Source organism: Streptomyces sp. CCM_MD2014 (genome assembly GCF_000772045.1).
GTDB lineage: Bacteria > Actinomycetota > Actinomycetes > Streptomycetales > Streptomycetaceae > Streptomyces > Streptomyces salinarius.
In genome coordinates, this window is the sequence record NZ_CP009754.1 from 6,877,942 (window position 1) to 6,899,969 (window position 22,028).

23 protein-coding genes are annotated in these 22,028 nt (G+C 73.1%); 13 read left to right on the top strand and 10 right to left on the bottom strand.

Features of this window, described 5'->3' with window-relative positions; genetic code table 11:
* Window positions 1-64 precede the first annotated feature (64 nt).
* Window positions 65-973: a S1 family peptidase gene (locus tag NI25_RS30605; protein ID WP_061445549.1), complete on the top strand. Its 909-nt coding sequence runs from the start codon at window positions 65-67 to the stop codon at window positions 971-973.
* A gap of 515 nt (window positions 974-1,488) precedes the next feature.
* On the top strand, window positions 1,489-2,571 hold the full coding sequence (locus NI25_RS30610; RefSeq protein WP_061445550.1) for a S1 family peptidase: 1,083 nt from the start codon (window positions 1,489-1,491) through the stop codon (window positions 2,569-2,571).
* A gap of 89 nt (window positions 2,572-2,660) precedes the next feature.
* On the opposite strand, the gene NI25_RS30615 is transcribed toward NI25_RS30610, so the two are convergent.
* The gene (locus NI25_RS30615; protein ID WP_061445551.1) at window positions 2,661-3,740 is read right to left on the bottom strand and encodes a DUF3533 domain-containing protein; all 1,080 of its coding nucleotides are present in this window, start codon (window positions 3,738-3,740) and stop codon (window positions 2,661-2,663) included.
* 173 nt (window positions 3,741-3,913) lie between these two features.
* Between NI25_RS30615 and NI25_RS30620 the strand changes: the two genes are divergently transcribed.
* Together NI25_RS30620 and NI25_RS30625 are read left to right on the top strand one after the other, a co-directional pair.
* Window positions 3,914-7,474: a DNA polymerase III subunit alpha gene (locus tag NI25_RS30620; protein ID WP_061445552.1), complete on the top strand. Its 3,561-nt coding sequence runs from the start codon at window positions 3,914-3,916 to the stop codon at window positions 7,472-7,474.
* Window positions 7,471-8,439 (top strand): DNA polymerase Y family protein, encoded by a 969-nt coding sequence (locus NI25_RS30625; RefSeq protein ID WP_061445553.1) that lies wholly within the window; start codon window positions 7,471-7,473, stop codon window positions 8,437-8,439. The genes NI25_RS30620 and NI25_RS30625 overlap by 4 nt, the downstream gene beginning before the upstream one ends.
* A 17-nt stretch (window positions 8,440-8,456) precedes the next feature.
* Here NI25_RS30625 and NI25_RS30630 read toward each other — a convergent pair whose 3' ends face one another.
* Window positions 8,457-8,831: a cupin domain-containing protein gene (locus tag NI25_RS30630; protein ID WP_061445554.1), complete on the bottom strand. Its 375-nt coding sequence runs from the start codon at window positions 8,829-8,831 to the stop codon at window positions 8,457-8,459.
* A gap of 100 nt (window positions 8,832-8,931) precedes the next feature.
* On the opposite strand from NI25_RS30630, the gene NI25_RS30635 reads away from it, so the two are divergent.
* Both NI25_RS30635 and NI25_RS30640 read left to right on the top strand, forming a co-directional pair.
* Window positions 8,932-9,378, top strand: coding sequence for a MarR family winged helix-turn-helix transcriptional regulator (locus NI25_RS30635; protein WP_061445555.1), 447 nt, complete (start codon window positions 8,932-8,934; stop codon window positions 9,376-9,378).
* A 177-nt stretch (window positions 9,379-9,555) separates the two neighbouring features.
* Window positions 9,556-10,428, top strand: coding sequence for an esterase/lipase family protein (locus tag NI25_RS30640; protein WP_061445556.1), 873 nt, complete (start codon window positions 9,556-9,558; stop codon window positions 10,426-10,428).
* 87 nt (window positions 10,429-10,515) lie between these two features.
* Here NI25_RS30640 and NI25_RS30645 read toward each other — a convergent pair whose 3' ends face one another.
* The gene (locus NI25_RS30645; protein ID WP_061445557.1) at window positions 10,516-11,553 is read right to left on the bottom strand and encodes a lytic polysaccharide monooxygenase auxiliary activity family 9 protein; all 1,038 of its coding nucleotides are present in this window, start codon (window positions 11,551-11,553) and stop codon (window positions 10,516-10,518) included.
* Window positions 11,554-11,731: 178 nt separating this feature from the next.
* Between NI25_RS30645 and NI25_RS30650 the strand changes: the two genes are divergently transcribed.
* The gene (locus NI25_RS30650; RefSeq protein WP_061445558.1) at window positions 11,732-12,190 is read left to right on the top strand and encodes a GNAT family N-acetyltransferase; all 459 of its coding nucleotides are present in this window, start codon (window positions 11,732-11,734) and stop codon (window positions 12,188-12,190) included.
* Between the two features lie 26 nt (window positions 12,191-12,216).
* Here the strand turns inward: NI25_RS30650 and NI25_RS40560 are convergent, their stop codons facing one another.
* Window positions 12,217-12,351 carry a hypothetical protein gene (locus NI25_RS40560; RefSeq protein WP_061445559.1) on the bottom strand — a complete coding sequence of 45 codons (135 nt, stop codon included), beginning with the start codon at window positions 12,349-12,351 and terminating at the stop codon, window positions 12,217-12,219.
* 151 nt (window positions 12,352-12,502) lie between these two features.
* On the opposite strand from NI25_RS40560, the gene NI25_RS30660 reads away from it, so the two are divergent.
* Window positions 12,503-13,120: a class I SAM-dependent methyltransferase gene (locus NI25_RS30660; RefSeq protein WP_061445560.1), complete on the top strand. Its 618-nt coding sequence runs from the start codon at window positions 12,503-12,505 to the stop codon at window positions 13,118-13,120.
* A gap of 27 nt (window positions 13,121-13,147) precedes the next feature.
* Here the strand turns inward: NI25_RS30660 and NI25_RS30665 are convergent, their stop codons facing one another.
* Together NI25_RS30665 and NI25_RS30670 are read right to left on the bottom strand one after the other, a co-directional pair.
* Window positions 13,148-13,648, bottom strand: a complete 501-nt coding sequence (locus tag NI25_RS30665; RefSeq protein WP_061445561.1) for a DUF402 domain-containing protein — start codon at window positions 13,646-13,648, stop codon at window positions 13,148-13,150.
* Complete coding sequence (locus NI25_RS30670) at window positions 13,629-14,555, bottom strand: GNAT family N-acetyltransferase (protein WP_061445562.1); 927 nt, start codon at window positions 14,553-14,555, stop codon at window positions 13,629-13,631. Before NI25_RS30670 ends, NI25_RS30665 begins: the two co-directional genes overlap by 20 nt.
* Before the next feature lie 71 nt (window positions 14,556-14,626).
* Here NI25_RS30670 and NI25_RS30675 point away from each other — a divergent pair, with 71 nt between their 5' ends.
* Window positions 14,627-14,992 (top strand): GntR family transcriptional regulator, encoded by a 366-nt coding sequence (locus NI25_RS30675; RefSeq protein WP_061445563.1) that lies wholly within the window; start codon window positions 14,627-14,629, stop codon window positions 14,990-14,992.
* A gap of 78 nt (window positions 14,993-15,070) precedes the next feature.
* On the opposite strand, the gene NI25_RS30680 is transcribed toward NI25_RS30675, so the two are convergent.
* Both NI25_RS30680 and NI25_RS30685 read right to left on the bottom strand, forming a co-directional pair.
* Window positions 15,071-15,841: a DUF72 domain-containing protein gene (locus NI25_RS30680; protein ID WP_061445564.1), complete on the bottom strand. Its 771-nt coding sequence runs from the start codon at window positions 15,839-15,841 to the stop codon at window positions 15,071-15,073.
* 20 nt (window positions 15,842-15,861) lie between these two features.
* Window positions 15,862-16,956, bottom strand: coding sequence for a DUF5925 domain-containing protein (locus tag NI25_RS30685; protein ID WP_061445565.1), 1,095 nt, complete (start codon window positions 16,954-16,956; stop codon window positions 15,862-15,864).
* A gap of 216 nt (window positions 16,957-17,172) precedes the next feature.
* On the opposite strand from NI25_RS30685, the gene NI25_RS30690 reads away from it, so the two are divergent.
* The 4 genes from NI25_RS30690 to NI25_RS30705 all read left to right on the top strand — a co-directional run bounded on the left by NI25_RS30690 (window position 17,173) and on the right by NI25_RS30705 (window position 19,927).
* Complete coding sequence (locus tag NI25_RS30690; protein ID WP_061445566.1) at window positions 17,173-17,979, top strand: SGNH family lipase; 807 nt, start codon at window positions 17,173-17,175, stop codon at window positions 17,977-17,979.
* Between the two features lie 205 nt (window positions 17,980-18,184).
* Window positions 18,185-18,727 carry a sigma-70 family RNA polymerase sigma factor gene (locus NI25_RS30695; RefSeq protein WP_061445567.1) on the top strand — a complete coding sequence of 181 codons (543 nt, stop codon included), beginning with the start codon at window positions 18,185-18,187 and terminating at the stop codon, window positions 18,725-18,727.
* Complete coding sequence (locus NI25_RS30700; RefSeq protein ID WP_061445568.1) at window positions 18,724-19,542, top strand: anti-sigma factor; 819 nt, start codon at window positions 18,724-18,726, stop codon at window positions 19,540-19,542. The genes NI25_RS30695 and NI25_RS30700 overlap by 4 nt, the downstream gene beginning before the upstream one ends.
* Before the next feature lie 115 nt (window positions 19,543-19,657).
* The gene (locus NI25_RS30705) at window positions 19,658-19,927 is read left to right on the top strand and encodes a hypothetical protein (protein WP_061445569.1); all 270 of its coding nucleotides are present in this window, start codon (window positions 19,658-19,660) and stop codon (window positions 19,925-19,927) included.
* A gap of 213 nt (window positions 19,928-20,140) precedes the next feature.
* Here NI25_RS30705 and NI25_RS30710 read toward each other — a convergent pair whose 3' ends face one another.
* Complete coding sequence (locus NI25_RS30710; RefSeq protein WP_061445570.1) at window positions 20,141-20,980, bottom strand: ABC transporter permease; 840 nt, start codon at window positions 20,978-20,980, stop codon at window positions 20,141-20,143.
* A complete protein-coding gene (locus NI25_RS30715) occupies window positions 20,977-21,990 on the bottom strand; it encodes an ATP-binding cassette domain-containing protein (RefSeq protein ID WP_061445571.1) in 1,014 nt (337 codons plus the stop codon). The genes NI25_RS30710 and NI25_RS30715 overlap by 4 nt, the downstream gene beginning before the upstream one ends.
* Window positions 21,991-22,028: the final 38 nt, after the last annotated feature.

A 22,028-nucleotide genomic window follows, 5' to 3' on the forward strand; every position in this document is an offset into this window, starting at 1 on the left:
GCTGCGCCTCACGGGCCCCCAACCCCACAAGAGGGGCCCCCGACTTCCCCTGTGGAGGAACGAAGTGAGGATCAAGCGCACCAACCCCCGCAGCGGCATCACGAGACGGACTCGGCTGATCGCCGTATCCACCGGCCTCGTGGCCGCCGCCGCCATCGCGATCCCCAGCGCGAACGCGGCACCCACCCCGGCCACCTTCAGCGCCGCCGAACTGAACAGCGCCAGTGGCGCGGTGCTCAAGGCCGACGTCCCCGGCACCGCCTGGGCCGTCGACAGCAAGTCCGGCCGGGTGCTGCTCACCGTCGACAGCACCGTCTCCCAGGCCGAGATCGCGAAGATCAAGGAGCAGGCCGGCGACAAGGCCGGCGCGCTCACGATCAAGCGCACCCCCGGCACGTTCAACAAGCTCATCCAGGGCGGCGACGCCATCTACGCGAGCAGCTGGCGCTGCTCCCTCGGCTTCAACGTGCGCACCAGCAGCGGCGCCGAGTACTTCCTGACCGCCGGTCACTGCACCGACGGCGCCGGCACCTGGTGGTCCAACTCCGGGCACTCCACCGTTCTCGGCTCGACGGCCGGGTCCAGCTTCCCGGGCAACGACTACGGCATCGTCCGGTACACCAACACCTCGGTCAGCAAGCCCGGCACCGCGGGCGGCGTGGACATCACCCGCGCGGCCACGCCGAGCGTGGGCACCACCGTCATCCGTGACGGCTCCACCACCGGCACCCACAGCGGCCGGGTCACCGCCCTGAACGCCACCGTCAACTACGGCGGCGGCGACATCGTCGGCGGTCTGATCCAGACCACGGTCTGCGCCGAGCCCGGCGACTCCGGCGGTCCGCTCTACGGCAGCAACGGCACCGCGTACGGTCTGACCTCCGGCGGCAGCGGCAACTGCTCCTCCGGCGGTACGACGTTCTTCCAGCCGGTGACGGAGGCCCTGAACGCCTACGGCGTCAGCGTCTACTAGACCGCCCGGCGGCGTGACCCGGCCTGTCGCGGGTCACGCCCGAGCGCGGCCGGCCACGGCGAGCCCCCGTACACCGGAGCGACGGTGTGCGGGGGCTCAGTCCGTGCTGCCGGGGAGGACGACGCCGTTCTCGCAGGCGAACACCACGGCCAGGCGTGGTCCGGCGCGCGTCGGGCCGGACGGCCGTGACCGGCGGGTCCCCGGCAGCGCGTGAAGAAGTCATGTCCGAAGCCTCCGGGCGCGGTGATCTCCCCGTCGTCCGCCCACGGTCGAAACCCGGGCTCCCGCCGTGGGCGGAGGCCGCCGCCGCGCGCCCTCACCGGCGCACGCGCCGGGGCCCGCTCGCGACAGAGAGGTGAAGGCCTTGTGACCACACTGGAGTTGTCGTGCGCACGTCCTGAAGTCGACCTTGTGTACGGCCTGCGGGATCGGGAGAGTTAACGCTCGTCAACCAGCCTTCCGGTTCACGGGGTCCCCACAACCTCGTGGACCGACCCCCCACAGGAGGACGTGAGTTGAAGCACCGACGCATACCCAGGCGGCGGGTCGCCGTGGTAGGTGCGGGCATCACCGCACTGGTCGCGGCCGGGGTCACCTTCCAGACCGCGAACGCCAGCGAGGCCCCCACGGCCGCGGCGCCCGAGACCCTGTCGGTCACGGCGGCCGGAAAGCTCGCTTCCACGCTGCTCAGTGACCTCGGCACCGACGCGGCGGGCACGTACTACGACGCGCAGGCCAAGAGCCTGGTCGTCAACGTGCTCGACGAGAGCGCCGCGCAGACCGTCGAGGAGGCCGGCGCCAAGGCGAGAGTCGTCGAGAACTCGCTCGCCGACCTGAAGAGCGCGCGCACCACCCTCACCGAGGACGCGAGCATCCCGGGCACGTCCTGGGCGACCGACCCGACGACCAACAAGGTCGTCGTCACCGCCGACCGCACGGTCTCCGAGGCCGAACTGGCCAAGCTGACCAAGGTGGTCGACGGACTGGGCGCCAAGGCCGAGCTCAAGCGGACCAAGGGCGAGTACAAGCCCTTCGTCTCGGGCGGCGACGCCATCACCGGAGGCGGCGGGCGCTGCTCGCTCGGCTTCAACGTGACCAAGGGCGGCGAGCCGTACTTCATCACCGCGGGGCACTGCACCGAGTCCATCTCGACCTGGTCGGACTCCTCCGGGAACGTCATCGGCGAGAACGCGGCGTCCAGCTTCCCGGACAACGACTACGGCCTGGTCAAGTACACCGCCGACGTGGCCCACCCGAGCGAGGTGAACCTCTACAACGGCTCCTCGCAGGCCATCTCGGGCGCCGCCGAGGCCACCGTCGGCATGCAGGTGACCCGCAGCGGCTCCACCACCCAGGTGCACGACGGCACGGTCACCGGCCTGGACGCCACCGTGAACTACGGCAACGGCGACATCGTCAACGGCCTGATCCAGACCGACGTCTGCGCCGAGCCCGGCGACAGCGGCGGCTCGCTCTTCTCGGGCGACAAGGCCGTCGGTCTCACCTCCGGCGGCAGCGGCGACTGCACCTCGGGCGGCGAGACCTTCTTCCAGCCGGTGACGGAGGCCCTGTCGGCCACCGGTACGCAGATCGGCTGAGCCGCACCCGCACACCTGTGAAGTCCCGCCCCGCGCGCGAGGGGCGGGACTTCCGCGCGTGCGCCCGGGGCTCCGTGCCCGTACGGCGGTCAGCCGGCCGGCGCGGCCGACGTGGGCGGCAGTTCCTCCTCCGCCTGCCGTCCCCGGCGCGGCAGCACGGCCGCCAGCATCGTGATCACCGTCCCCAGGACCGCCCACGCCCACAGCACCAGGAGGGCGGCGGTCGTGTCGTTCCCCTTGAAGTAGGCGATCGAACGGGCCGCCCAGGTGCCCGCGCCCGGCGGCAGCGCCGGGCCGATCGCCCTCCAGAACGGCGGCAGCAGCGGCAGCGGGAAGGCGCCGCCCGCGCTCGGGTTGCCCGCGATCACCACCAGCAGGATCGCCAGACCGATGCCGACGATCCCGAAGACGCCCTGGAGGGCGAGCGTGGCGGCGCCCACCGCGAAGATGATCAGCGCGCCGAGCCCCCACAGGTCCAGCACACCGCCGGGCAGCGCGCCCAGGATCGGCCCGACGATCACCGCGCCGCCGAGCCCGCCGACGATCGCGACCAGCGCCATCACGATCAGCCGGATCGCCGCCCGGCGTGGGTTGGACGGCCGGGCGCCGGTGCTGATCGCCAGGATCGAGGCGCACAGATAGCCGCCGACGCACCAGCCCACGACCAGGTAGAAGGACGACAGCCCGTTGAAGTCGTGGGGCGAGGCCGGGGCCACGTCGACCACCCGGACCGTGCGCCCCTCGGCCTTCTCCACCTTGCCGACGATGTCCTCGACGGTGGTGGCGAGGACGGTCCCGCCGCCGGAGGCGACCAGCAGGGTGTCCCGTCCGCCCTCGGGGTTCACGATCAGGGCGCCGTCGATCTCCCGGTTCATGATCTGCCGCCGGGCGTCCGCCTCGTCGGGCACCGTGCGCGGGTCCAGCGGGGAGCCGGGCAGCCGCTCCAGCCGGTCGACCGCCTGTCCGGCGGCCGCGCCGGGCGCGGCCACCCCGAAGGGCACGTCCTTCGGTTTCGGGTCGTGCAGCGCCCCCACGTAGGAGGTGATGAACAGCAGCTGGAGCGCGATCACGCCGAGCACGAGCAGGGTGGCCCGCAGGGTGACGGCATCCTTCACCTCACCGAGGAAGGAGCCGCTGCGCGTGCGGGAGCCCGCCGGTGTGTGTGACATGTCCCCACAGTCCGGGTCGGGGGGTGTTTGCGCAGGTGGGACGCGGCCGAACGGGTGTCGTACACACATTCGAAGATGGGGGTATGGTGGGTGGAGTAGCTGGGAACAGACGTTCGATAATGGCGTTCGGGCCTACGTGGTCATGCGTCGGTTCATGAGTCGGGAGGTGCGTGATGCCGGGTTTCACGCATCTGCACACCGTCTCCGGGTTCTCCGCCCGCTACGGCGCCTCCCACCCGGAGCGGCTGGCCGAGCGCGCCTTCGAACGGGGCATGGACGCCCTCGCCCTCACCGACCGCGACACCCTCGCGGGCACGGTCCGCTTCGCCAAGGCCTGCGCGAGGTCGGGCGTCCGTCCGCTGTTCGGCGCGGAGCTGGCGGTCGGCGCCCCCGAGTCCGCGGCCGCCGACCGCACGGAGACCTCCGTACGCCGGGACCGGCGCCGCGCCCCCGTACGCGGCGGAGCCTTCGTCGACGAGTCGGCCCCCCGGGTGACCTTCCTCGCCCGCGACGGCGCCCGCGGCTGGGCCGACCTGTGCCGCCTCGTCTCCGCCGCCCACACGGCCGAGGGCACCCCGCTGCTGTCCTGGCCCGACAACCACGCCGACGGCCTGACCGTCCTGCTCGGCCCGGACTCCGACGTCGGCCGCGCCCTCGCCGCCGGCCGCCCCGACCGTGCGGCCAGGCTCCTCACCCCCTGGCGCGAGGTCTACGGCGACGCCCTGCGCCTGGAGGCCGTCTGGCACGGCCGCAAGGGCACCGGCCCCGGCTCCCTGCGGCTGGCCTCCCGCACCGTCGGCTTCGCCGCCGAGCAGGGCATCCGGCCGGTGCTCTCCAACGCCGTCCGCTACGCCGACCCCGGCCAGGGCGAGGTCGCCGACGTCCTGGACGCCGCGCGCCGCCTGGTCCCGATCGACGCCACCAGGGAACTGGACTCCGGCGAGGCCTGGCTCAAGGACGCCGGTGCCATGCGGGACGCCGCCGAGCGGATCGTCGAGTCCGCGGGCTTCCGCCGGGACACCGCCCACCGCCTGCTGGAGCAGACCCGGGCCACGGCCGCCGAGTGCCTGGTCGACCCCGAGGACGACCTCGGCATGGGCGCCGTCCACTTCCCCGAACCGCACCTGGTCGGTGCCGGCCGGCGCACCGCCCAGCGGGCGCTCGCCTCCCGGGCGGCGGCGGGCATGGTGCGGCGCGGCTACGACCGGCGCCGGGACCACCGGGAGTACTGGGAGCGGATGCACCACGAGCTGGACATCATCGCCCACCACGGCTTCGCCTCGTACTTCCTCACCGTCGCCCAGGTCGTGGACGACGTACGGCACATGGGCATCCGGGTCGCCGCGCGCGGCTCCGGCGCGGGTTCGCTCGTCAACCACCTCCTCGGCATCGCGCACGCCGACCCGGTCGAGCACGGGCTGCTGATGGAGCGGTTCCTGTCCAAGGAGCGGGTGGTCCTGCCCGACATCGACATCGACGTGGAGTCCGCGCGCCGGCTCGAGGTCTACCGCGCGATCATCGGCCGGTTCGGCACCGAGCGGGTCGCCACCGTCGCCATGCCGGAGACGTACCGGGTGCGCCACGCCATCCGCGACGTGGGCGCAGCCCTGTCCATGGACCCGGCCGAGATCGACCGGGTCGCCAAGTCCTTCCCGCACATCCGCGCCCGCGACGCCCGCGCGGCGCTGGACGAGCTGCCCGAGCTGCGGGAACTGGCGGGGGAGCGGGAGCGGTACGGCAAGCTCTGGGAGCTGGTCGAGGGCCTGGACGCCCTCCCGCGCGGTGTCGCCATGCACCCCTGCGGCGTCCTCCTCTCCGACGCCTCCCTGCTCTCCCGTACACCGGTCATGCCGACCAGCGGCGAGGGCTTCCCGATGGCCCAGTTCGACAAGGACGACGTGGAGGACCTCGGGCTGCTCAAGCTGGACGTGCTCGGTGTGCGGATGCAGTCGGCGATGGCGCACGCGGTCGCCGAGGTGGCGCGGGCGACGGGGGAGCGGGTCGACCTGGACGGCGTGCCGGAGGGCGACCCGGCGACGTACCGGATGATCCGCTCCGCCGAGACGCTGGGCTGTTTCCAGATCGAGTCGCCGGGCCAGCGGGACCTGGTGGGGCGGCTCCAGCCCTCGACCTTCCACGACCTCGTGGTCGACATCTCGCTCTTCAGGCCGGGACCGGTCGCCGCCGACATGGTGCGGCCGTTCATCGAGGCCCGGCACGGGCGGGCGCCGGTGCGCTACCCGCACGAGGACCTGGCGGAGCCGCTGGCGGGGACGTACGGGGTCGTCGTCTTCCACGAGCAGATCATCGACATCGTCGACATCATGACCGGCTGCGGACGCGGCGAGGCCGACCGGGTGCGGCGCGGTCTCTCCGACCCGGAGTCGCAGGGGCGGATCAGGGTGTGGTTCGCCCAGCACGCGACGGCGAACGGCTACGACGCGGAAACGATCCAGCGGACCTGGGAGATCGTCGAGGCCTTCGGCAGCTACGGCTTCTGCAAGGCGCACGCGGTCGCCTTCGCCGTGCCGACCTACCAGTCGGCATGGCTGAAGGCCCATCACCCGGCCGCCTTCTACGCGGGACTGCTCACCCACGACCCCGGCATGTACCCGAAGCGGCTGCTGCTGGCGGACGCGCGGCGGCGCGGGGTGCCGATCCTGCCGTTGGACGTGAACAAGTCCGGGGTCGCACACAGGATCGAACTGGTGTCTGAATCACGTTCGCGTACACGCGGGGCGAAGACCTGGGGCCTGCGCCTCGCCCTCTCCGACGTGCACGGCATCAGCGAGGCCGAGGCGGAACGCATCGCCGCCGGGCAGCCCTACGCCTCCCTGCTCGACTTCTGGGAACGGGCCCGTCCCAGCAGACCACTGGCCGGACGGCTCGCCCAGGTCGGCGCGCTGGACGCGTTCGGCGCCAACCGCCGCGACCTGCAACTGCACCTGACCGAACTGCACCGCGGCGCCCGGGGCGGTCGCGGCGACCAACTGCCCCTGGCCGGCGGCCGGAAGACCGCCTCCGCCGGGCTGCCCGACCTCACCTCGGCGGAGAAGCTCAGCGCCGAACTCGGCGTGCTCTCCATGGACGCCTCGCGCAACCTGATGGACGACCACCGCGCCTTCCTGCGCGAGCTGGGCGTGGTGTCGGCCAAGCGGCTGCGCGAGGCACGGCACGGGGAGACGGTGCTGGTCGCGGGCGCCAAGGCGGCCACCCAGACCCCGCCGATCCGCTCCGGCCGCCGCGTCATCTTCTCCACCCTGGACGACGGCTCGGGACTGGTAGACCTCGCCTTCTTCGACGACTCGCACGACGCCTGCGCGCACACCGTCTTCCACTCCTGGCTGCTGCTGGTGCGCGGGGTGGTGCAGCGGCGCGGCCCGCGCAGCCTCAGCGTCGTCGGCTCCGCCGCCTGGAACCTCGCCGACCTGCTGGAGGTGCGCCGGGAGGAGGGCCTGGAGGGCGTCGCCGCCCGGCTGGCCGGAACGGCGGGCGGGACTCGAGGAGCGGACGGGGGCGACGACCCCGAGGGCGGTCCGGCGCGCCGCCGTCTCGCCGGTTCGGACGGGCGGCCCGCGCCGGCCGGCTCGGCGGCCCAGGACCCGATGGAGCAGCGGACGATCCGCATGTCCACCGGGTACGAGATGCACCCCTGGGCCGATCTGCGCCCCGCGGGCGAAGGGCCCGCGGTCGGAAGGAAGTTGTGGCACCAGAGTCCGGGGAGTGCGGGATGACGATCCTCTGCGTACGTTTCCAGCTGCCGCCGATGTACGAGGCGGCCCTGCCCGAACTGCTCGGGCTCCTGGAGGAGTTCACGCCGGTAGTCGAGGCGTTGCCGCCCGACGGCGCGCTGGCCGACCTGCGCGGCGCCGAGCGGTACTTCGGGCGCGACGCCGTGGAACTGGCCTCGGTGATCCGGGTCCGCGCCCTCGCGCTGTACGGCGTCGACTGCGTGATCGGCGCCGGACCCGGCCCGATGCTGGCCCGCATGGCGCTGCGCGACGCCCGGCCGGGACTCACCCGCGCGGTGCCCGCCGGCGAGGAACGGGACTTCCTCGCCGGCAAGCCCGTCGTCGCGCTGCCCGGCGTCGGCACCGCGACCGCCCGCACGCTGTGCGAGTACGGCCTCGACACCCTCGGCCGGGTCGCCGCCGCGCCGCTGTCCACGCTCCAGCGCCTGGTCGGCGCGAAGGCCGGCCGCGAGCTGCACGAGAAGGCCCAGGGCGTCGACCGCGGCCGGGTCGTCCCCAACGGCGTCTCCCGGTCCCTGGCCGCCGACCGCCCCTTCGACCGCGACGAACTCGACCCCGACCGGCACCGCCGTGCCCTGCTCTCGGCCGCCGGGGAACTGGGTGCCCGGCTGCGCGCCGTGGGCAAGGTCTGCCGCACCCTCACCCTCACCGTCCGCTACGCAGACCGGTCGGCCACCACCCGCAGCCGCACCCTGTCCGAACCGACCGCGCACTCGGCGGCCCTGACCCGGACCGCGTACGACCTGTACGAGGCGCTCGGCCTCCAGCGCGCCCGGGTCCGCTCGGTCGCCCTGCGCGCGGAGAGCCTCACGGCGGCCGAACACGCCTCCCACCAGCTCACCTTCGACCCCGTGGACGAGAAGGTCCGCCGGATCGAGGAGGTCGCGGACCGGGCGCGGGCGAAGTTCGGGCCGCGGGCGGTGATGCCGGGGTCGCTGGCGGCGTGACCCCCTTCGCCCGCGGGTCAGTTGGCCCACGGGGGAGCGAGGCGGGTGCCGTCGGCCATCTCCGCCGTCAGGCCGACGGTGGTGGTGACCCAGGAGGTCGCGGTCCGGTCGGCGGGGTTCTCGACGGCGAAGGTCGCCCCGGCATTGACGATCACCGTGTCGCCCGCGGTGACGCGCTCGGTACGGCCGTCGAGGGTGATCAGCAGCTCGCCGGTGAGCAGGTGGAAGACCTCCTCCCGGCTGACGGTGTGCGCGGGCGCCTTCGTCCCCGCCGGGATCTCGCCCCGCCAGGCGCGCAGCTCCCTGCTGCCGGTGCGTGAGTTGGCGTACGAGACGAAACGGGCGCCGTGGATCTCGTGAGTGGTGCCATCGGACGAGCGGACGACGGGCATGACGGGCTCCTCTGGATAACTAGTCAAGTAGGTTGACCATCTCGGCGGCTTCTATGGTCAAGCTGCTTGACCAATACGTCAAGGGTGTTTCAATGCCCTCGTGCAGAACTCCGACGCCATGGCCCTGACCGCCGCCCTGCTCGCCGCAGCCGGCGAGCTCACGCAGCGCATCCATGAGGGGGTCGTCGCCCGTGGCTTCGAGGGTGTGCGGCCCGCGCACGGGTTCGCCTTCACCCGGCTGGCCCCGGACGGTGCGACCGTCACCGACCTGGCCGTGCACCTCGGGATGACCAAGCAGGCCGCCAGTCAGCTCGTGGAGGACCTGGTCCGCAGGGGGTACGTCGAGCGCCGGCCGCATCCCGGCGACGCGCGCGCCCGGCTGGTCGTGCTGACCGAGGCGGGATGGGCCTGTACGCGGGCCGCGGAGGAGGCGGCCGCCGAGGTCGTCGGCGCGTGGGCCGACGCGCTCGGCGAGGACGGGGTGCGGGTGCTGCGTGACGGCCTGCTGCGGGTGGCGCCGGGCGGGCCGATCCGGCCCGCCTGGTGAACCCGGCCCCCTCACCTGCGGCGTCGACGGCAGCGGTTACCACTGGAAGTTTTTACTGACGCGTAACTTCACACTTGCACTACTCGCCCGTAACTTGACGAGTGAACAGCATCCCGTGATCCGGATCACAGGGCGTCCTGCCGTCGCAACTCCCCACATCCGCAAGGAGTTCACCCGATGCTGCCCTGGAGCCGACTGCTCAGACCGCTGACCGCGCTGCTGCTGACCGCCGCGGTCGCCCTGTTCCCCGCCGTCACCGCCACCGCCGCTCCCGCCGCGGACGCGCGCCCCAGCTCCGGCTGGAACGACTTCACCTGCAAGCCCTCCGCCGCCCACCCCCGCCCCGTCGTCCTGGTCCACGGCACCTTCGGGAACTCGGTCGACAACTGGCTGGGTCTCGCGCCCTACCTGACGAACCGCGGCTACTGCGTCTTCTCCCTCGACTACGGCCAACTGCCCGGCGTCCCGCTCTTCCACGGACTCGGCCCGGTCGAGAAGTCGGCGGAGCAACTGGCCGCCTACGTCGACAAGGTGCTCACCGCGACCGGCGCCGCCGAGACCGACCTCGTCGGCCACTCGCAGGGCGGCATGATGCCCCGCTACTACCTCAGGTTCCTCGGCGGGGCGGACAAGGTGAACGCCCTGGTCGGCATCGCGCCCAGCAACCACGGCACCACGCTGTCCGGCCTCACTCGGCTGCTGCCCCACTTCCCCGGCGTCGAGGACCTGCTCAACGAGCACACCCCCGCCCTCGCCGACCAGGTCGTCGGCTCCGACGTCCTCACCGAGCTCAACGCGGGCGGCGACACCGTGCCCGGCGTGCGCTACACCGTCCTCGCCACGAAGTACGACGAGGTGGTCACGCCGTACCGCAGCCAGTTCCTCGACGGTCCCGGGGTGCGCAACGTCCTGCTGCAGGACCTGTGTCCGCTCGACCTCTCCGAGCACCTGGCGATCGGGCTGTTCGACCGGATCGCCTTCCACGAGGTGACCAACGCCCTGGACCCGGCGCACGCCACGCCCACCACCTGCGCCTCGGTATTCGGCTGACGGGCGCCCAGCGCCCCGGCGCACGTCACGCGGGGTCCGCCCGGCCTGAGCCGCCGGACGGACCCCGCGTTCCCCCGTGCTCCGGGTTCAGCGGCCGTGCCGGCCCCCGGTCGCGGCGCGTCGGCGGACCGACGCGAACAGGGTGGCCGCGCCGAGCGCCAGGGCGGCCGCGCCGCCGACGGCGAGGTACGGCGTGGTGCCGTCCCCGCCGGTCTCGGCGAGGTTCTCGGTACCCCCGCCGGCGGCCTTCACCCGGTTGGGTTCGGCGGCGGCGGCCTCCGGAGCCTCCTCCGGCGCGTCGGGGGTGGCCGCCGCCGGATCCGCCGGGTCCGTGGTGGTCTCCGCGTCCTGGTCGCCGTGACCGTGGTGCTCGATCGTCGACTTGTCGGCCGCCGCCGCGATCTGCTCCTCGGACGGCGCGGAGGCCTCGGGTGCCGGAGCGGCACCACCGGCCGTGTCGCCGTCGCTGCCGCCCTCGACGCCCCCGAACGTGACGTCCGAGCAGGAGTAGAACGCCTCGGGGCTGTCCGAGCGCTGCCACACCGCGTACAGCAGGTGCTTGCCGGACCGCTCGGGCAGCGTGCCGGAGAAGGTGTAGAAGCCGCCCGAGGCGACCGGGTCGGTGGCGGTCGCCACCGGGGCGGACAGGTCCAGGTCGCCCCAGCCGAGCGGCTGCGAGGGGTCGTAGCCGGGCTTGGTGACGTACACCTTGAAGGTGCCCTTGTGCGGGGCGGTCACACGGTACTTGAAGGTGTACGAGCCGCTGCTCACGCTGGTCGCGGGCCAGTCGGCGCGGGCCAGGTCCAGGCCCTTGAACGCCGGGTCGCCCGCGCTGCACAGCTTGCCGTCCGGGATCAACTCCCGGTGCTTGCCGGCGGCGTTGCCGATACGGACGCCGTTCCAGTCGTAGAGCGCCTGCGTGCCGCCCGCCGCGACCGCCGCCCTGCACGCGGCCGACTCGGGGTTCTCGGGCCCCTCGGCGTGGCACTGCGACACCCTGCTGACCGGGTCGCCCATCGAACCGTGCGCCGACGCGGGGGCGGCGGCCAGCGTGGTCAGGGCGAGCGGGGCGAGACCGGCGGCGGCGACGGCGGCGGCCCTGCGGGACGCGGACGGTGCGGGCATGCGGAACTCCTCGAAACGGTCACGGGGGACTGGGGAACTCGGGCCGGAACCCGTGGGGTTGATCAGCAAGCTAGCCCCAGGACACCGTGAAATCGCCTGCTGGAGGCGGGTGACGGAGATCCTTATGGTCGCGTTAAGGGAGTGCTCAGGCTGGCCTGAGGTAGTTACCGTTCCCGGCATGGAACGACAGCGAATCCGGCCGGCGGTCGCCTCGGACGTGCCGGCGGTCAAGACGGTGACCGACGCCGCCTACCGCCCCTACGTGGAGCGCATCGGGGTGGTGCCGCAGCCCATGGAGGCGGACCACGCGGCGAACGTGGCGGCGGGGAAGGTGTTCGTCACGGGCGGGCCGGGCGAGGACGTCGCGGGTCTCGTCGTCGTCGAGGCGCGGGCGGACCACCTCTTCCTCGACAGCATCGCCGTCCACCCCGACGCGCACGGCAGGGGCGTGGGGCGGCGACTGCTGCGGTTCGTGGACGCGCACGCGCGTGCGCTGGGCCTGCCCGAGGTCAGGCTCTACACGAACGCCATGATGTGGGAGAACCAGCAGATCTATCCGAAGTACGGCTACGAAGTCGTGGAGCGCCGCGTGGACGGGCCCTACGACCGCGTCCACTACCGCAAGCGGCTGCTCTGAGGCGTCTCATGGCACACCCTGCCCGGTCAGCTCTCCGGCCACCAGGTGCGCGCGATGTCCTTGCGGACCTCCGGGCGCCCGGAGGGGCGCTCGTCGGCCTCCTCGCGGACTCGGCGGGCGTCGGTCTTCTTCAGGGGCTTCTGCACGGTCAGACGGCGCATGGCTGCCTCCTTACGGATCCACCGGGTTCCGCGTTCTCACGGAGGTAGACCCTTTCCCCGAGACTCACTCATCGATGCATCCCTGTCAGTGGCGGTTGTCACGTTCCCGCGCCCCGACTCCGCTGTCAGTGGCGGGTGTCACCCTGGGCACATGAGCGAGAACAGTGACGAGGCGACCGCACCCCGTGTCGACTGGGACGCGCTGGCCGCCTCCTTCGACGACGAGCCGGACCACGGTCTGCGCGACGCGGGCGTACGACGGGCCTGGGCCGCCCGGCTGGCCTCCTGGCTGCCGGAGCGGCCCGGCGACGTGCTCGACCTGGGCTGCGGCACCGGCAGCCTGTCACTGCTCGCGGCCGAACGGGGGCACCGCGTCACCGGCGTCGACCTCTCCCCGGCCATGGTGGAGCGGGCCAGGGCCAAACTCGCCGGTCGTGACGCGGTGTTCCTGACCGGTGACGCGGCGGCACCGCCCGTGGGCGAGCAGCGCTTCGACGCCGTGCTCGTGCGGCACGTGCTGTGGACCCTGCCCGACCCCGGCCGGGCACTGCGGCACTGGCGGCAGTTGCTGCGCCCCGGTGGGCGGCTGGTCCTGGTCGAGGGCGTGTGGGGAAGCGTCGCCCCGGTCGGCATACCCGCCGGCCGGCTCACCGCCCTGCTCGCCCCGCTCGCCGGGCAGGCCCGCGTGGAGCGGCTCTCGGACGACCCGTCGCTGTGGGGCAGGGAGGTCACGGACGAGCGGTACGCGGTGGTGGCGACATACGGATGAGCCGGGTGCCGCGCTGTGCGAGATGCGCTATGCCAGGAGGCGGGTGAAGCCGTCCCCGCGGGCCAGTCGCTCCAGTTCGTCGAGTGCGGCCACGGCGGCGCCGGCGGCCCGGGGGTCCCGGTCCGCCAGCCCGCTCCCGGCGAACTCGTCCTCGTCGAGCCGCCGTACGTCCGTGCCGTCGGCGGAGCGCCACAGGTCCAGGTCGAGGTCCTCGACGACCAGCTCGGTGCCGGTCACCTCGGCGGGGCGGGTGACGTCGCAGTACCAGCCCTTCAGCGCACCGGCCGCCGTGCGGACCTCCTTGACCGAGTACCACCGGTCGCGCCAGTAGTACTCGGTGAAGACGTCGCCGGCCTCGAAGCGCACGAAGCCGAAGTCGCGCACGCCGTCACCGGCCCAGGGGGCGCGGACGGCGACGCGGATGCCGTCGTCGTGCAGCAGCGTCGCCGCGTACCGGATCCTCGTGCGGCCCGCCTTGACCAGTACGACGCTCACCTCGGCCGACGGCTCAGCCGAGTTCGCGGACATGACGCACCTCCGTCGCGCAGATCTCGTACCCGAGCCACTTGTTGATGGCGAGCATCGGGCCGTTGTCGGTGTCGTTGCCGGTGAGCGCCTCCGTGTACCCGGCCGCGCGGGCCCGGTGCAGCGAATCCGTCTTGGCGAGCTTGGCCAGGCCCCGGCCGCGCCGGTCGCGGACCGTGCCCGTCATCGCCGTCGAGTACCGGGTGCCGTCGGTGTAGGCGACGCTGAAGGCGGCCGGCCGGCCGTCCACGACCGCGACGGTGGTCAGTTCACGGTTGAGCAGCGGATGCCGCCAGGTCTCCGCCAGCCAGGTCTCGTAGTCCGTGAACGCGATGTCGACGTCGCCCGGTTCGTCCGCGACCGTCTCCGCGTCCAGTTCGAACATGGGCCGGGGGTCGTCCGCGAAGTCGGCCGCGGTGCGCAGTTCGACGCCCGGGGGAGGGGACCACAGCGGTGGCAGCACGGCCTTCGACAGGTCCAGCCGGAGGAAGTGCGCGGCACGCCGCCGTTCGTAGCCGTGGCGCTCGGCGAAGGCCAGGTTGGCGGGCCCGTCCAGCGCCCAGGCGTACAGCTTGGTCGCGCCCTCGCCGGTCAGGTACTCCTCGGACGTACGCACCAGCAGACCGCCGGCACCGCGCCGCTCCCGCTCCGGGTGGACGTAGATGTTCAGGAAGGCCTGACCGGGCACCGGACTGTCGTGCACCAGCCCGATCTGGGCCGTGCCGATCACCTCCCCGTCCTCCTCCGCGACCAGGGAGCGGCTCCGGGCGTCCGGGTGGGTGTGGACGAGCCGGTGGACGACGGCTTCGGGCGTCCACAGGATGAACGGCAGGGCGCGATGGCGGACATGGGTGAAGGCCGCGAGGTCGGCCGGGTCGTCGGGACGCAGATCGCGTACGAGAACGGTCATGAGGGCGCACGCTACGGCGGCCGGGCGGTCCGGTGCCTCTGATTTTCCCGGGGGTACGGGACAATCGGAGGGTGACCTTGAAGATCCGTATCGACGACGGCACGCCGCCCTACGAGCAGGTGCGCGCGCAGATCTCCGAACAGGCGCGGTCGGGCGCCCTGCCGGTCGGTTACCGGCTGCCCACCGTCCGCGGACTGGCCGAGACCCTCGGGCTCGCCGCGAACACGGTCGCCAAGGCGTACCGGGCGCTGGAGGCGGACGGGGTGATCGAGACGCGGGGGCGCAACGGAACGTTCGTCGCTGCGGCGGGCTCTGCGGCGGAGCGGGAGGTTGCCGAGGCGGCGCGCGGGTATGCCGAGCGGGCCCGGCGGCTCGGGGTGTCGGAGGAGGAGGCGCTCGGGGCCGTGCGGGACGCCCTGCGGGCGGTTTACGGGTGAGCGCCGCCCGGGTGTGTCGCTTTCCGGCTGCGGGGTCGTCGTGGCTGGTCGCGCCCACGCGGCGGAGCCGCACATGTCTCAGCCCCGCGCCCCTTCGGGGGGCGTCCGGGTGACCGTCAGGCTTGACGCGCGCGCCGATTGTGCGAACGTCGCGGCGTCCTGTACGGCCGCCGCGTTCGGGTCGTTGTTGAAGTAGGCGTAGACGTCGCTCGTGCCCGGCCAGGTCGACGTGATGCGGGTGAGCCACGTCGACAGTGACCGGCGGCCGTAGTGCGGCCATGCCGCGGCCCGGCCCTCGTGGAAGCGGACGTAGCCCCAGTCGGTGGTGCGCCAGAGGGGCGTGGCCGGGCGGGCTCGGACGTCCGCCCAGCACAGGGCAGCGTGCCGGGAGACCAGGACCTCGTGGACCTCGGGTGTCCACCACGACGCGTGCCGGGGTTCCACCGCGACCCGGGTGCCGGGCGGGAAACAGGCGAGGCAGGTGTCCAGGAGTGCCGGGTCGGCGCGCAGGGTCGGCGGCAGTTGCAGCAGGACGGGGCCGAGGCGGTCGCCCAGACCGGCCGCGTGGGTCATCAGGCGGTCGACCGGTTCCGCCGGGTCGCGCAGGCGTTTGATGTGCGTCAGATAGCGGCTCGCCTTGACCGCGACCGTGAAGTCCGGCGGCAGCCGCTCGCGCCACGCCGCGAAGGTCTCCCGGGCGGGCAGGCGGTAGAAGGCGTTGTTGATCTCGACCGTCGCGAAGGCGGCCGCGTAGTGGTCCAGCCAGCGCCGGACCGGCAGACCGGGCGGGTAGAAGGCGTCCCGCCAGTCCCGGTACTGCCAGCCCGACGTGCCGACGAACAGGGGCATGCCCCCATCAAAGCACCGCGTTACAGATACAGCCCGGCGTCCGCTCCCGCGCGCGGCTCCGGCAGCGCGGTCGGCGAGGTGCCCCGCCGCAGCGCGAACAGCTCCGCCAGCGTCGCGCCCTCGCGCCCGACGCCTTCCTCGGTGCCGAGCCAGTCCACCGCCTCCCGGCGGGTGAGCGGACCGACCTCGATACGGGCCAGGCAGCGGCCGGGGCGGACGACGGCGGGGTGCAGGCGCTCGAGGTCCTCGTTGGTCGTGACGCCCACCAGGACGTTGCGGCCCTGGCCGAGGAGCCCGTCGGTGAGGTTCAGCAGCCGGGAGAGTGCCTGGCCCGCCGTGTGCTTGGCCTCGCCGCGGATCAGTTCGTCGCAGTCCTCCAGCAACAGCAGCCGCCAGCGGCCCTTGCCCGCCGCGTCCTCCTCGCCGATGGCGATGTCCATCAGATAGCCGACGTCGGAGAAGAGCCGCTCCGGGTCGAGGACGCAGTCCACCTGGCACCAGTCCCGCCAGGAGCGGGCCAGTGTGCGCAGCGCGGAGGTCTTGCCGGTGCCCGGCGGGCCGTGCAGGAGCAGCAGCCGGCCCGCGATGTCCTCGGGCGTCGTCTTCATCAGACCGTCCATCGCCTCCGCGACCGGCGCCGTGTAGTTGGCCCGGACCTCGTCCCAGGTGCCCGCGGCGATCTGACGGGTGGTGCGGTGCGGGCCGCGCCGCGGGGATACGTACCAGAAGCCCATCGTCACGTTCTCCGGCTGCGGTTCGGGCTCGTCCGCCGCCCCGTCCGTCGCCTGGCCCAGTACCTTCTCGGCGAGGTCGGCGCTGGTCGCCGTCACCGTGACGTCTGCGCCGCGGTTCCAGCGCGAGACGAGCAGGGTCCAGCCCTCGCCCTCCGCCAGGGTGGCGCTGCGGTCGTCGTCGCGGGCGATCCGCAGGACGCGTGCGCCGGGCGGCAGCAGCGTGGCACCGGACCGTACGCGGTCGATGTTCGCCGCGTGCGAGTACGGCTGCTCACCCGTGGCGAAACGGCCGAGGAACAGCGCGTCGACGACGTCGGACGGGGAGTCGCTGTCGTCCACGTTGAGCCGGATCGGCAGGACTTCGTGCGGGTTCACGGACATGCCGCCATGATCCGGCACCCGGCCCCCGCCCGCACCCGCTTTCCCGGGCATGCGCGTCGCCCCGGCCTCGACGTGCCGCCCCCGGTCTCCACTCTCACCCCCTCTGATTTCGTCCGAAGTTGAACGAGTGTCAGCCAATTTTTGGCATGGACACTTCCTATCAACGCGCGTAGCCGCTACCACGGTTGTGGCAGCAATCCTGCTAAGGGAGGTTCCATGAGACGTTCCCGACTTGTCGGCTTCCTGAGTTCACTCCTCCTCGCCGCCGGCGCCGCCCTCACCGGGGCCGCGACCGCCCAGGCGGCCCAACCCGCCGCAGCCGACGGCTATGTGGCCCTCGGCGACTCCTACTCCTCCGGGGTCGGAGCGGGCAGCTACATCGGCTCCAGCGGCGACTGCAAGCGCAGTACGAAGTCCCACCCGTACCTGTGGGCGGCCGCCCACTCACCCTCCACGTTCGACTTCACCGCCTGCTCCGGCGCCCGTACGGGTGATGTTCTCGCCGGACAGCTCGGACCGCTCAGCTCCGCCACCGGCCTCGTCTCCATCAGTATCGGCGGCAACGACGCGGGCTTCGCCGACGTCATGACGACGTGTGTGCTCCAGTCCGAGAGCTCCTGTCTGTCGAGGATCGCCACCGCCGAGGCCTACGTCGACTCGACGCTGCCCGGCAAGCTCGACGGCGTCTACTCGGCGATCGGCGACAAGGCCCCGAACGCCCACGTCGTCGTCATCGGCTACCCGCGCTTCTACAAGCTCGGCACCAGCTGCATCGGCCTGTCCGAGACCAAGCGGAAGGCGATCAACGACGCCTCCGACCACCTCAACACCGTCATCGCCCAGCGCGTCGCCGCCCACGGCTTCACCTTCGGCGACGTCCGCACCACCTTCACCGGCCACGAGCTGTGTTCCGGCAGCCCCTGGCTGCACAGCGTCAACTGGCTGAACATCGGCGAGTCGTACCACCCCACCGCGGCCGGCCAGTCCGGTGGCTACCTGCCGGTCCTCAACGGCGCCGCCTGACCGGAGCGGAAGGAGAAGGAGAAGCGGAGCCGGAGTTCCCCGCTCGCGGGGTCTCCGGCTCTGCCGCACCCTCCGACGGAACCAATCCGGCCCGGTGACTGGCGTTTTCGGGCCGCCGGTCCGTAACCCCTGCCGAGGGCGCGCGCGACGCGTGCCCGCGACGACGTCGGCGGACCGGGGGCGAGGTCCGCGGAAAGGGGGACCGGTGGAGGCGGACGAGCTGCTGACGCTCGTGGCGGACGGCGACCAGAAGGCCTTCGAGGAGCTGTACGGACTGGTGTCGGGTCCGGTGTTCGGACTCGTGCGGCGGGTGGTGCGCGACCCCTCCCAGTCGGAGGAGGTCACGCAGGAGGTGCTGCTCGAACTGTGGCGGTCCGCCGCGCGGTTCGACCCGGACCGGGGAAGCGCGCTGTCGTGGATCCTCACCGTCGCCCACCGCCGCGCCGTCGACCGGGTGCGCAGCGCCCGCGCGGCCGGCGAACGCGACCGGCGCGAGGCGCGCCGCGCCCACCACCCCGCCTACGACCAGGTCTCGGAAGAGGTCGAGGCCGGACTCGAACGCGAGTGGGTGCGCCGCTGCCTGGACCGGCTGACCGCCCTGCAGCGCCAGTCGGTCACCCTCGCCTACTACGACGGCTACACCTACCGGGAGGTGGCCGAGCGCCTCCGCCTCCCGCTGGGCACGGTGAAGACGAGAATGAGAGACGGGCTGGGCCGTCTGCGCGACTGCCTGGGCGGTGCCGCGTGAGTCCCGCCCGCCGACTGCCGTGCCGCCGCCGCGGCGCCCTCCACTCGCTCGCGGCCCCCTACGCCCTGGACGCCCTGGACGGCGCCGAACGGGTCCGTTTCGAACGGCACCTGGAGGGCTGCGAGCGCTGCGCCGCCGAGGTGCGGGCACTGTCCGAGGACGCCGTCCGGCTGGCCTGGTCCACGGCCGCCCCCGCGCCGCCCGCCCTGCGCGAACGGGTCCTGGCCGCCGTACGCACCGCCGCGCAGGAGCCCGCGCCCTCGGCCGGGCCCGCCCTGCGGCTGCCCGCCCACGTGTGGGGCGGCCGGCCGCGGGCCGGGCGCTCCCGCCGGTCCGGGGCGCGCCCGCTGCTCGTGCCGTTCACCACGGCGACGGCCGCCGCCGCGCTCGTGGTCGCCTCCCTCTTCGCCGTCCAGGCGGACCGCACCCAGGGCGAGCTGGACTCCGCACGGGAGAGGGCGCGTGACATCGCCCACGTTCTCGCGGCCCCGGACGCCCGCGCCACCAGGGGAGCGGACGAGAGGGGCCGCGGTGTCGCGGTGGTGGCCTCCGCTTCCGAGGGGCGCGCGGTGGTCACCCTGAGCGGGTACGGCGAGCCGCCGGGCGACCGCGTGCGCCAGCTGTGGCTGATGCGCCCCGGCGCCGAGCCGCGCTCCCTCGGGCTCCTCGACGGCGACACGCCCCTGGTGGCGTCCGGCCTGAGCCGCTCGGCCACGTCACTCGCGGTGACGGTCGAACCCGCCAGGGGGTCGGCCAGGCCGACGAGTGAGCCGGTTGTCCAACTCGCCCTGGAATCTGTCGGATTCGGAGAGTAATCGTCAACCCCCTTACGGGGAAGGTGAATCCTGTGACCGCGATACACGCATGCCGTACCGGGGCGATAGGGTTACCCTGCCCGGGCCGGGTGGACTCGTACGGGTGGGGAGTGACATGGAACAGATAACAGTGCGCAGCAGGGCAAGGGTCCCTGCGATCACCTGCGGCAGCAGCGCGAGCAGTTCGCGCCTCGACCGTCATCTCGCGGTACTCGGAGGGCCCGCCCTCCCGCCCCGGGAGACCGTGGAGGCGACGTCGCTGATGCGTGAGCTGACCGCGCGTGAGCCCGCGCACAAGCCCAGCAACAGGGGCGCCCGGGTACGCCGCGTCTCGCTGTTCGCGCCGCTGCGCCGACTGCGCCGTTCGCTGTTCGGCGGCAACTGAGGCCCGCGCGCCGGTGGTCACACCTCCCGGCGCGGCGCCGCCGCACTCGTCCGTCATCCCCACGGCACGCAGCGGCGCCCCGGTGTGCTCCCCGAGCGCGGACCGTCCCCGATGGACCCGACCCCCTGCGTCCGTCCCGTACGCCTTCTCGCCCTCCCGTGCCGCGTCCGCGTCCCGCCGTCTCCCCACCGGCGGTGACGCGCCCCGGCTCGTTCAGCGGCCCCCGTGCGCGTACCGGCGCACGGCCAGCGGGACGAACACCGCGAGCAGCACCGCGCACCAGGCCAGCGACCCGGCCACGGGATGTGACACCGGCCAGGCGGCCCCGTCCGGCACGGGCGCGTTGCCGAACAGGTCCCGCAGCGCCGTGGTCACCGCGCTGATCGGGTTCCACTCCGCCGCCGTGCGCAGCCAGCCCGGCAGTCCGTCGGTCGGGATGTAGGCGTTGGACAGCAGCGGAAGGATGAAGGTGGCGCCGCCCAGTTGACCGGCGGCCTCCTCGTTGCGGGTGAGCAGCCCCAGGAAGATCCCGATCCACGTCGTCGCGAACCGGAACAGCATCAGCAGCCCCACCGCGCCCACCGCGCCGAGCGCACCGCCCTCCACCCGCCAGCCCACCGCGAGCCCGACCAGCAGCACGGGCACCGTCCCGGCGGCCGTGACCAGCACGTCGGCGACCGACTGTCCGAGCGGCACGGCGGCCCGGCTCACCGGCAGCGTGCGCAGACGGTCCGTCACGCCCCGGTGGGTGTCCTGGGCGGCCTGGAACATCCCGGTCATGATCCCGTTCGCGGCCGTGGCGACCAGCAGGCCCGGCACCAGGAACGCCCGGTACTCCTCGCCCGGCATCGCCAGCGCGCTGCCGAAGACGTAGCCGAAGAAGAGCAGCATCGTGATCGGCATGGTCTGGGTCAGGATCAGCAGCCCCGGGTTGTTCCGTACCCGCCGCAACTGACGGCCCAGCATGGCCGCCCCGTCGTACGCCAGACCGTACGCCGAGCCGTGAACCGAGCCGTGAGCCGAGTCGTACGGCCCCGTCGTCAGCGTGCTCATGCCACCAGCTCCTCGCCGTCGTTGTCGCCATTGCCATTGCCATTGCCATTGCCATTGCCATGGCCGTTGCCGCTGCTGCCGCCGCCGTCGGTCAGGCGGAGGAAGACGTCGTCGAGGGTCGGCGGCCGCAGGCTCGCGTCCACCAGGGGCACGCCCGCCGCGTCGAGTTCGCGCACCAGGCGGGGGAGGGTCAGCGTCGGATCGGCGCTGACGGCGCCGGCGGTGCGCCGCTCGCGGTCCAGCACCGGCTCGGCACCGGTGAGCCGGTCCAGGACCGCGGCCGCCTGTGCCAGCGCGTCCGCGTCCGCGACGACGGCCTCCGCGTACGCGCCCACCAGTGCCTTGAGTTCGGCAGGTGATCCGGTGTGTGCGACCCGGCCCCGGTCCACGAGCGCGATGTCGTCCGCCAGGCGGTCGGCCTCGTCCAGGTACTGCGTGGTCAGCAGCACGGTGGTGCCGTCCGCCTTCAGGGCGCGTACGGCGTCCCAGATCCGGTTGCGGCTGGCCGGGTCGAGACCGGTCGTCGGCTCGTCCAGGAACAGCACGTCGGGCCGGCGCACCAGGCTCGCGGCCAGGTCGAGACGGCGCCGCATGCCGCCGGACAGGGTGGCGGCGGGCCGGTCGGCGGCCTCGGCCAGGCCGAAGCGGTCCAGCAGTTCGTCGGCGCGCGCCGACGCGTCCCGCACCCGGTGCAGCCGGGCGAACAGCCGCAGGTTCTGGCGTCCGGTGAGGTCGCCGTCCACCGACGCGTACTGCCCGGTCACCCCGATCCGGCGACGCACCGCCGACGCCTCGCGCACCAGGTCGCAACCGGCGACCCTGGCCGACCCCGCGTCCGGTAGCAGCAGGGTCGTCAGCAGCCGGACCGCCGTGGTCTTGCCCGCCCCGTTCGGTCCGAGCAGCCCGCACACGGTGCCCTCGGGCACCGCGAGGTCCAGGCCCCGTAGCGCGTGCACGGTGCCGAAGCGCTTCTCCAGACCCTCACTAAGTACAGCGTACGTAGTAGTCATGCGTCGACCATAGCGCACTACGTACGCTGTACGTAACT

What these genes read in the sequence shown, in the direction of transcription:
- NI25_RS30615 (WP_061445551.1), bottom strand. Translation starts at nt 3,740, where the DNA reads ATGTCACACACACCGGCGGGCTCCCGCACGCGCAGCGGCTCCTTCCTC.
- NI25_RS30620 (WP_061445552.1), top strand. Translation starts at nt 3,914, where the DNA reads ATGCCGGGTTTCACGCATCTGCACACCGTCTCCGGGTTCTCCGCCCGC.
- NI25_RS30625 (WP_061445553.1), top strand. Translation starts at nt 7,471, where the DNA reads ATGACGATCCTCTGCGTACGTTTCCAGCTGCCGCCGATGTACGAGGCG.
- NI25_RS30630 (WP_061445554.1), bottom strand. Translation starts at nt 8,831, where the DNA reads ATGCCCGTCGTCCGCTCGTCCGATGGCACCACTCACGAGATCCACGGC.
- NI25_RS30640 (WP_061445556.1), top strand. Translation starts at nt 9,556, where the DNA reads ATGCTGCCCTGGAGCCGACTGCTCAGACCGCTGACCGCGCTGCTGCTG.
- NI25_RS30645 (WP_061445557.1), bottom strand. Translation starts at nt 11,553, where the DNA reads ATGCCCGCACCGTCCGCGTCCCGCAGGGCCGCCGCCGTCGCCGCCGCC.
- NI25_RS30650 (WP_061445558.1), top strand. Translation starts at nt 11,732, where the DNA reads ATGGAACGACAGCGAATCCGGCCGGCGGTCGCCTCGGACGTGCCGGCG.
- NI25_RS40560 (WP_061445559.1), bottom strand. Translation starts at nt 12,351, where the DNA reads ATGCGCCGTCTGACCGTGCAGAAGCCCCTGAAGAAGACCGACGCCCGC.
- NI25_RS30660 (WP_061445560.1), top strand. Translation starts at nt 12,503, where the DNA reads ATGAGCGAGAACAGTGACGAGGCGACCGCACCCCGTGTCGACTGGGAC.
- NI25_RS30665 (WP_061445561.1), bottom strand. Translation starts at nt 13,648, where the DNA reads ATGTCCGCGAACTCGGCTGAGCCGTCGGCCGAGGTGAGCGTCGTACTG.
- NI25_RS30670 (WP_061445562.1), bottom strand. Translation starts at nt 14,555, where the DNA reads ATGACCGTTCTCGTACGCGATCTGCGTCCCGACGACCCGGCCGACCTC.
- NI25_RS30680 (WP_061445564.1), bottom strand. Translation starts at nt 15,841, where the DNA reads ATGCCCCTGTTCGTCGGCACGTCGGGCTGGCAGTACCGGGACTGGCGG.
- NI25_RS30685 (WP_061445565.1), bottom strand. Translation starts at nt 16,956, where the DNA reads ATGTCCGTGAACCCGCACGAAGTCCTGCCGATCCGGCTCAACGTGGAC.
- NI25_RS30690 (WP_061445566.1), top strand. Translation starts at nt 17,173, where the DNA reads ATGAGACGTTCCCGACTTGTCGGCTTCCTGAGTTCACTCCTCCTCGCC.
- NI25_RS30705 (WP_061445569.1), top strand. Translation starts at nt 19,658, where the DNA reads ATGGAACAGATAACAGTGCGCAGCAGGGCAAGGGTCCCTGCGATCACC.
- NI25_RS30710 (WP_061445570.1), bottom strand. Translation starts at nt 20,980, where the DNA reads ATGAGCACGCTGACGACGGGGCCGTACGACTCGGCTCACGGCTCGGTT.
- NI25_RS30715 (WP_061445571.1), bottom strand. Translation starts at nt 21,990, where the DNA reads ATGACTACTACGTACGCTGTACTTAGTGAGGGTCTGGAGAAGCGCTTC.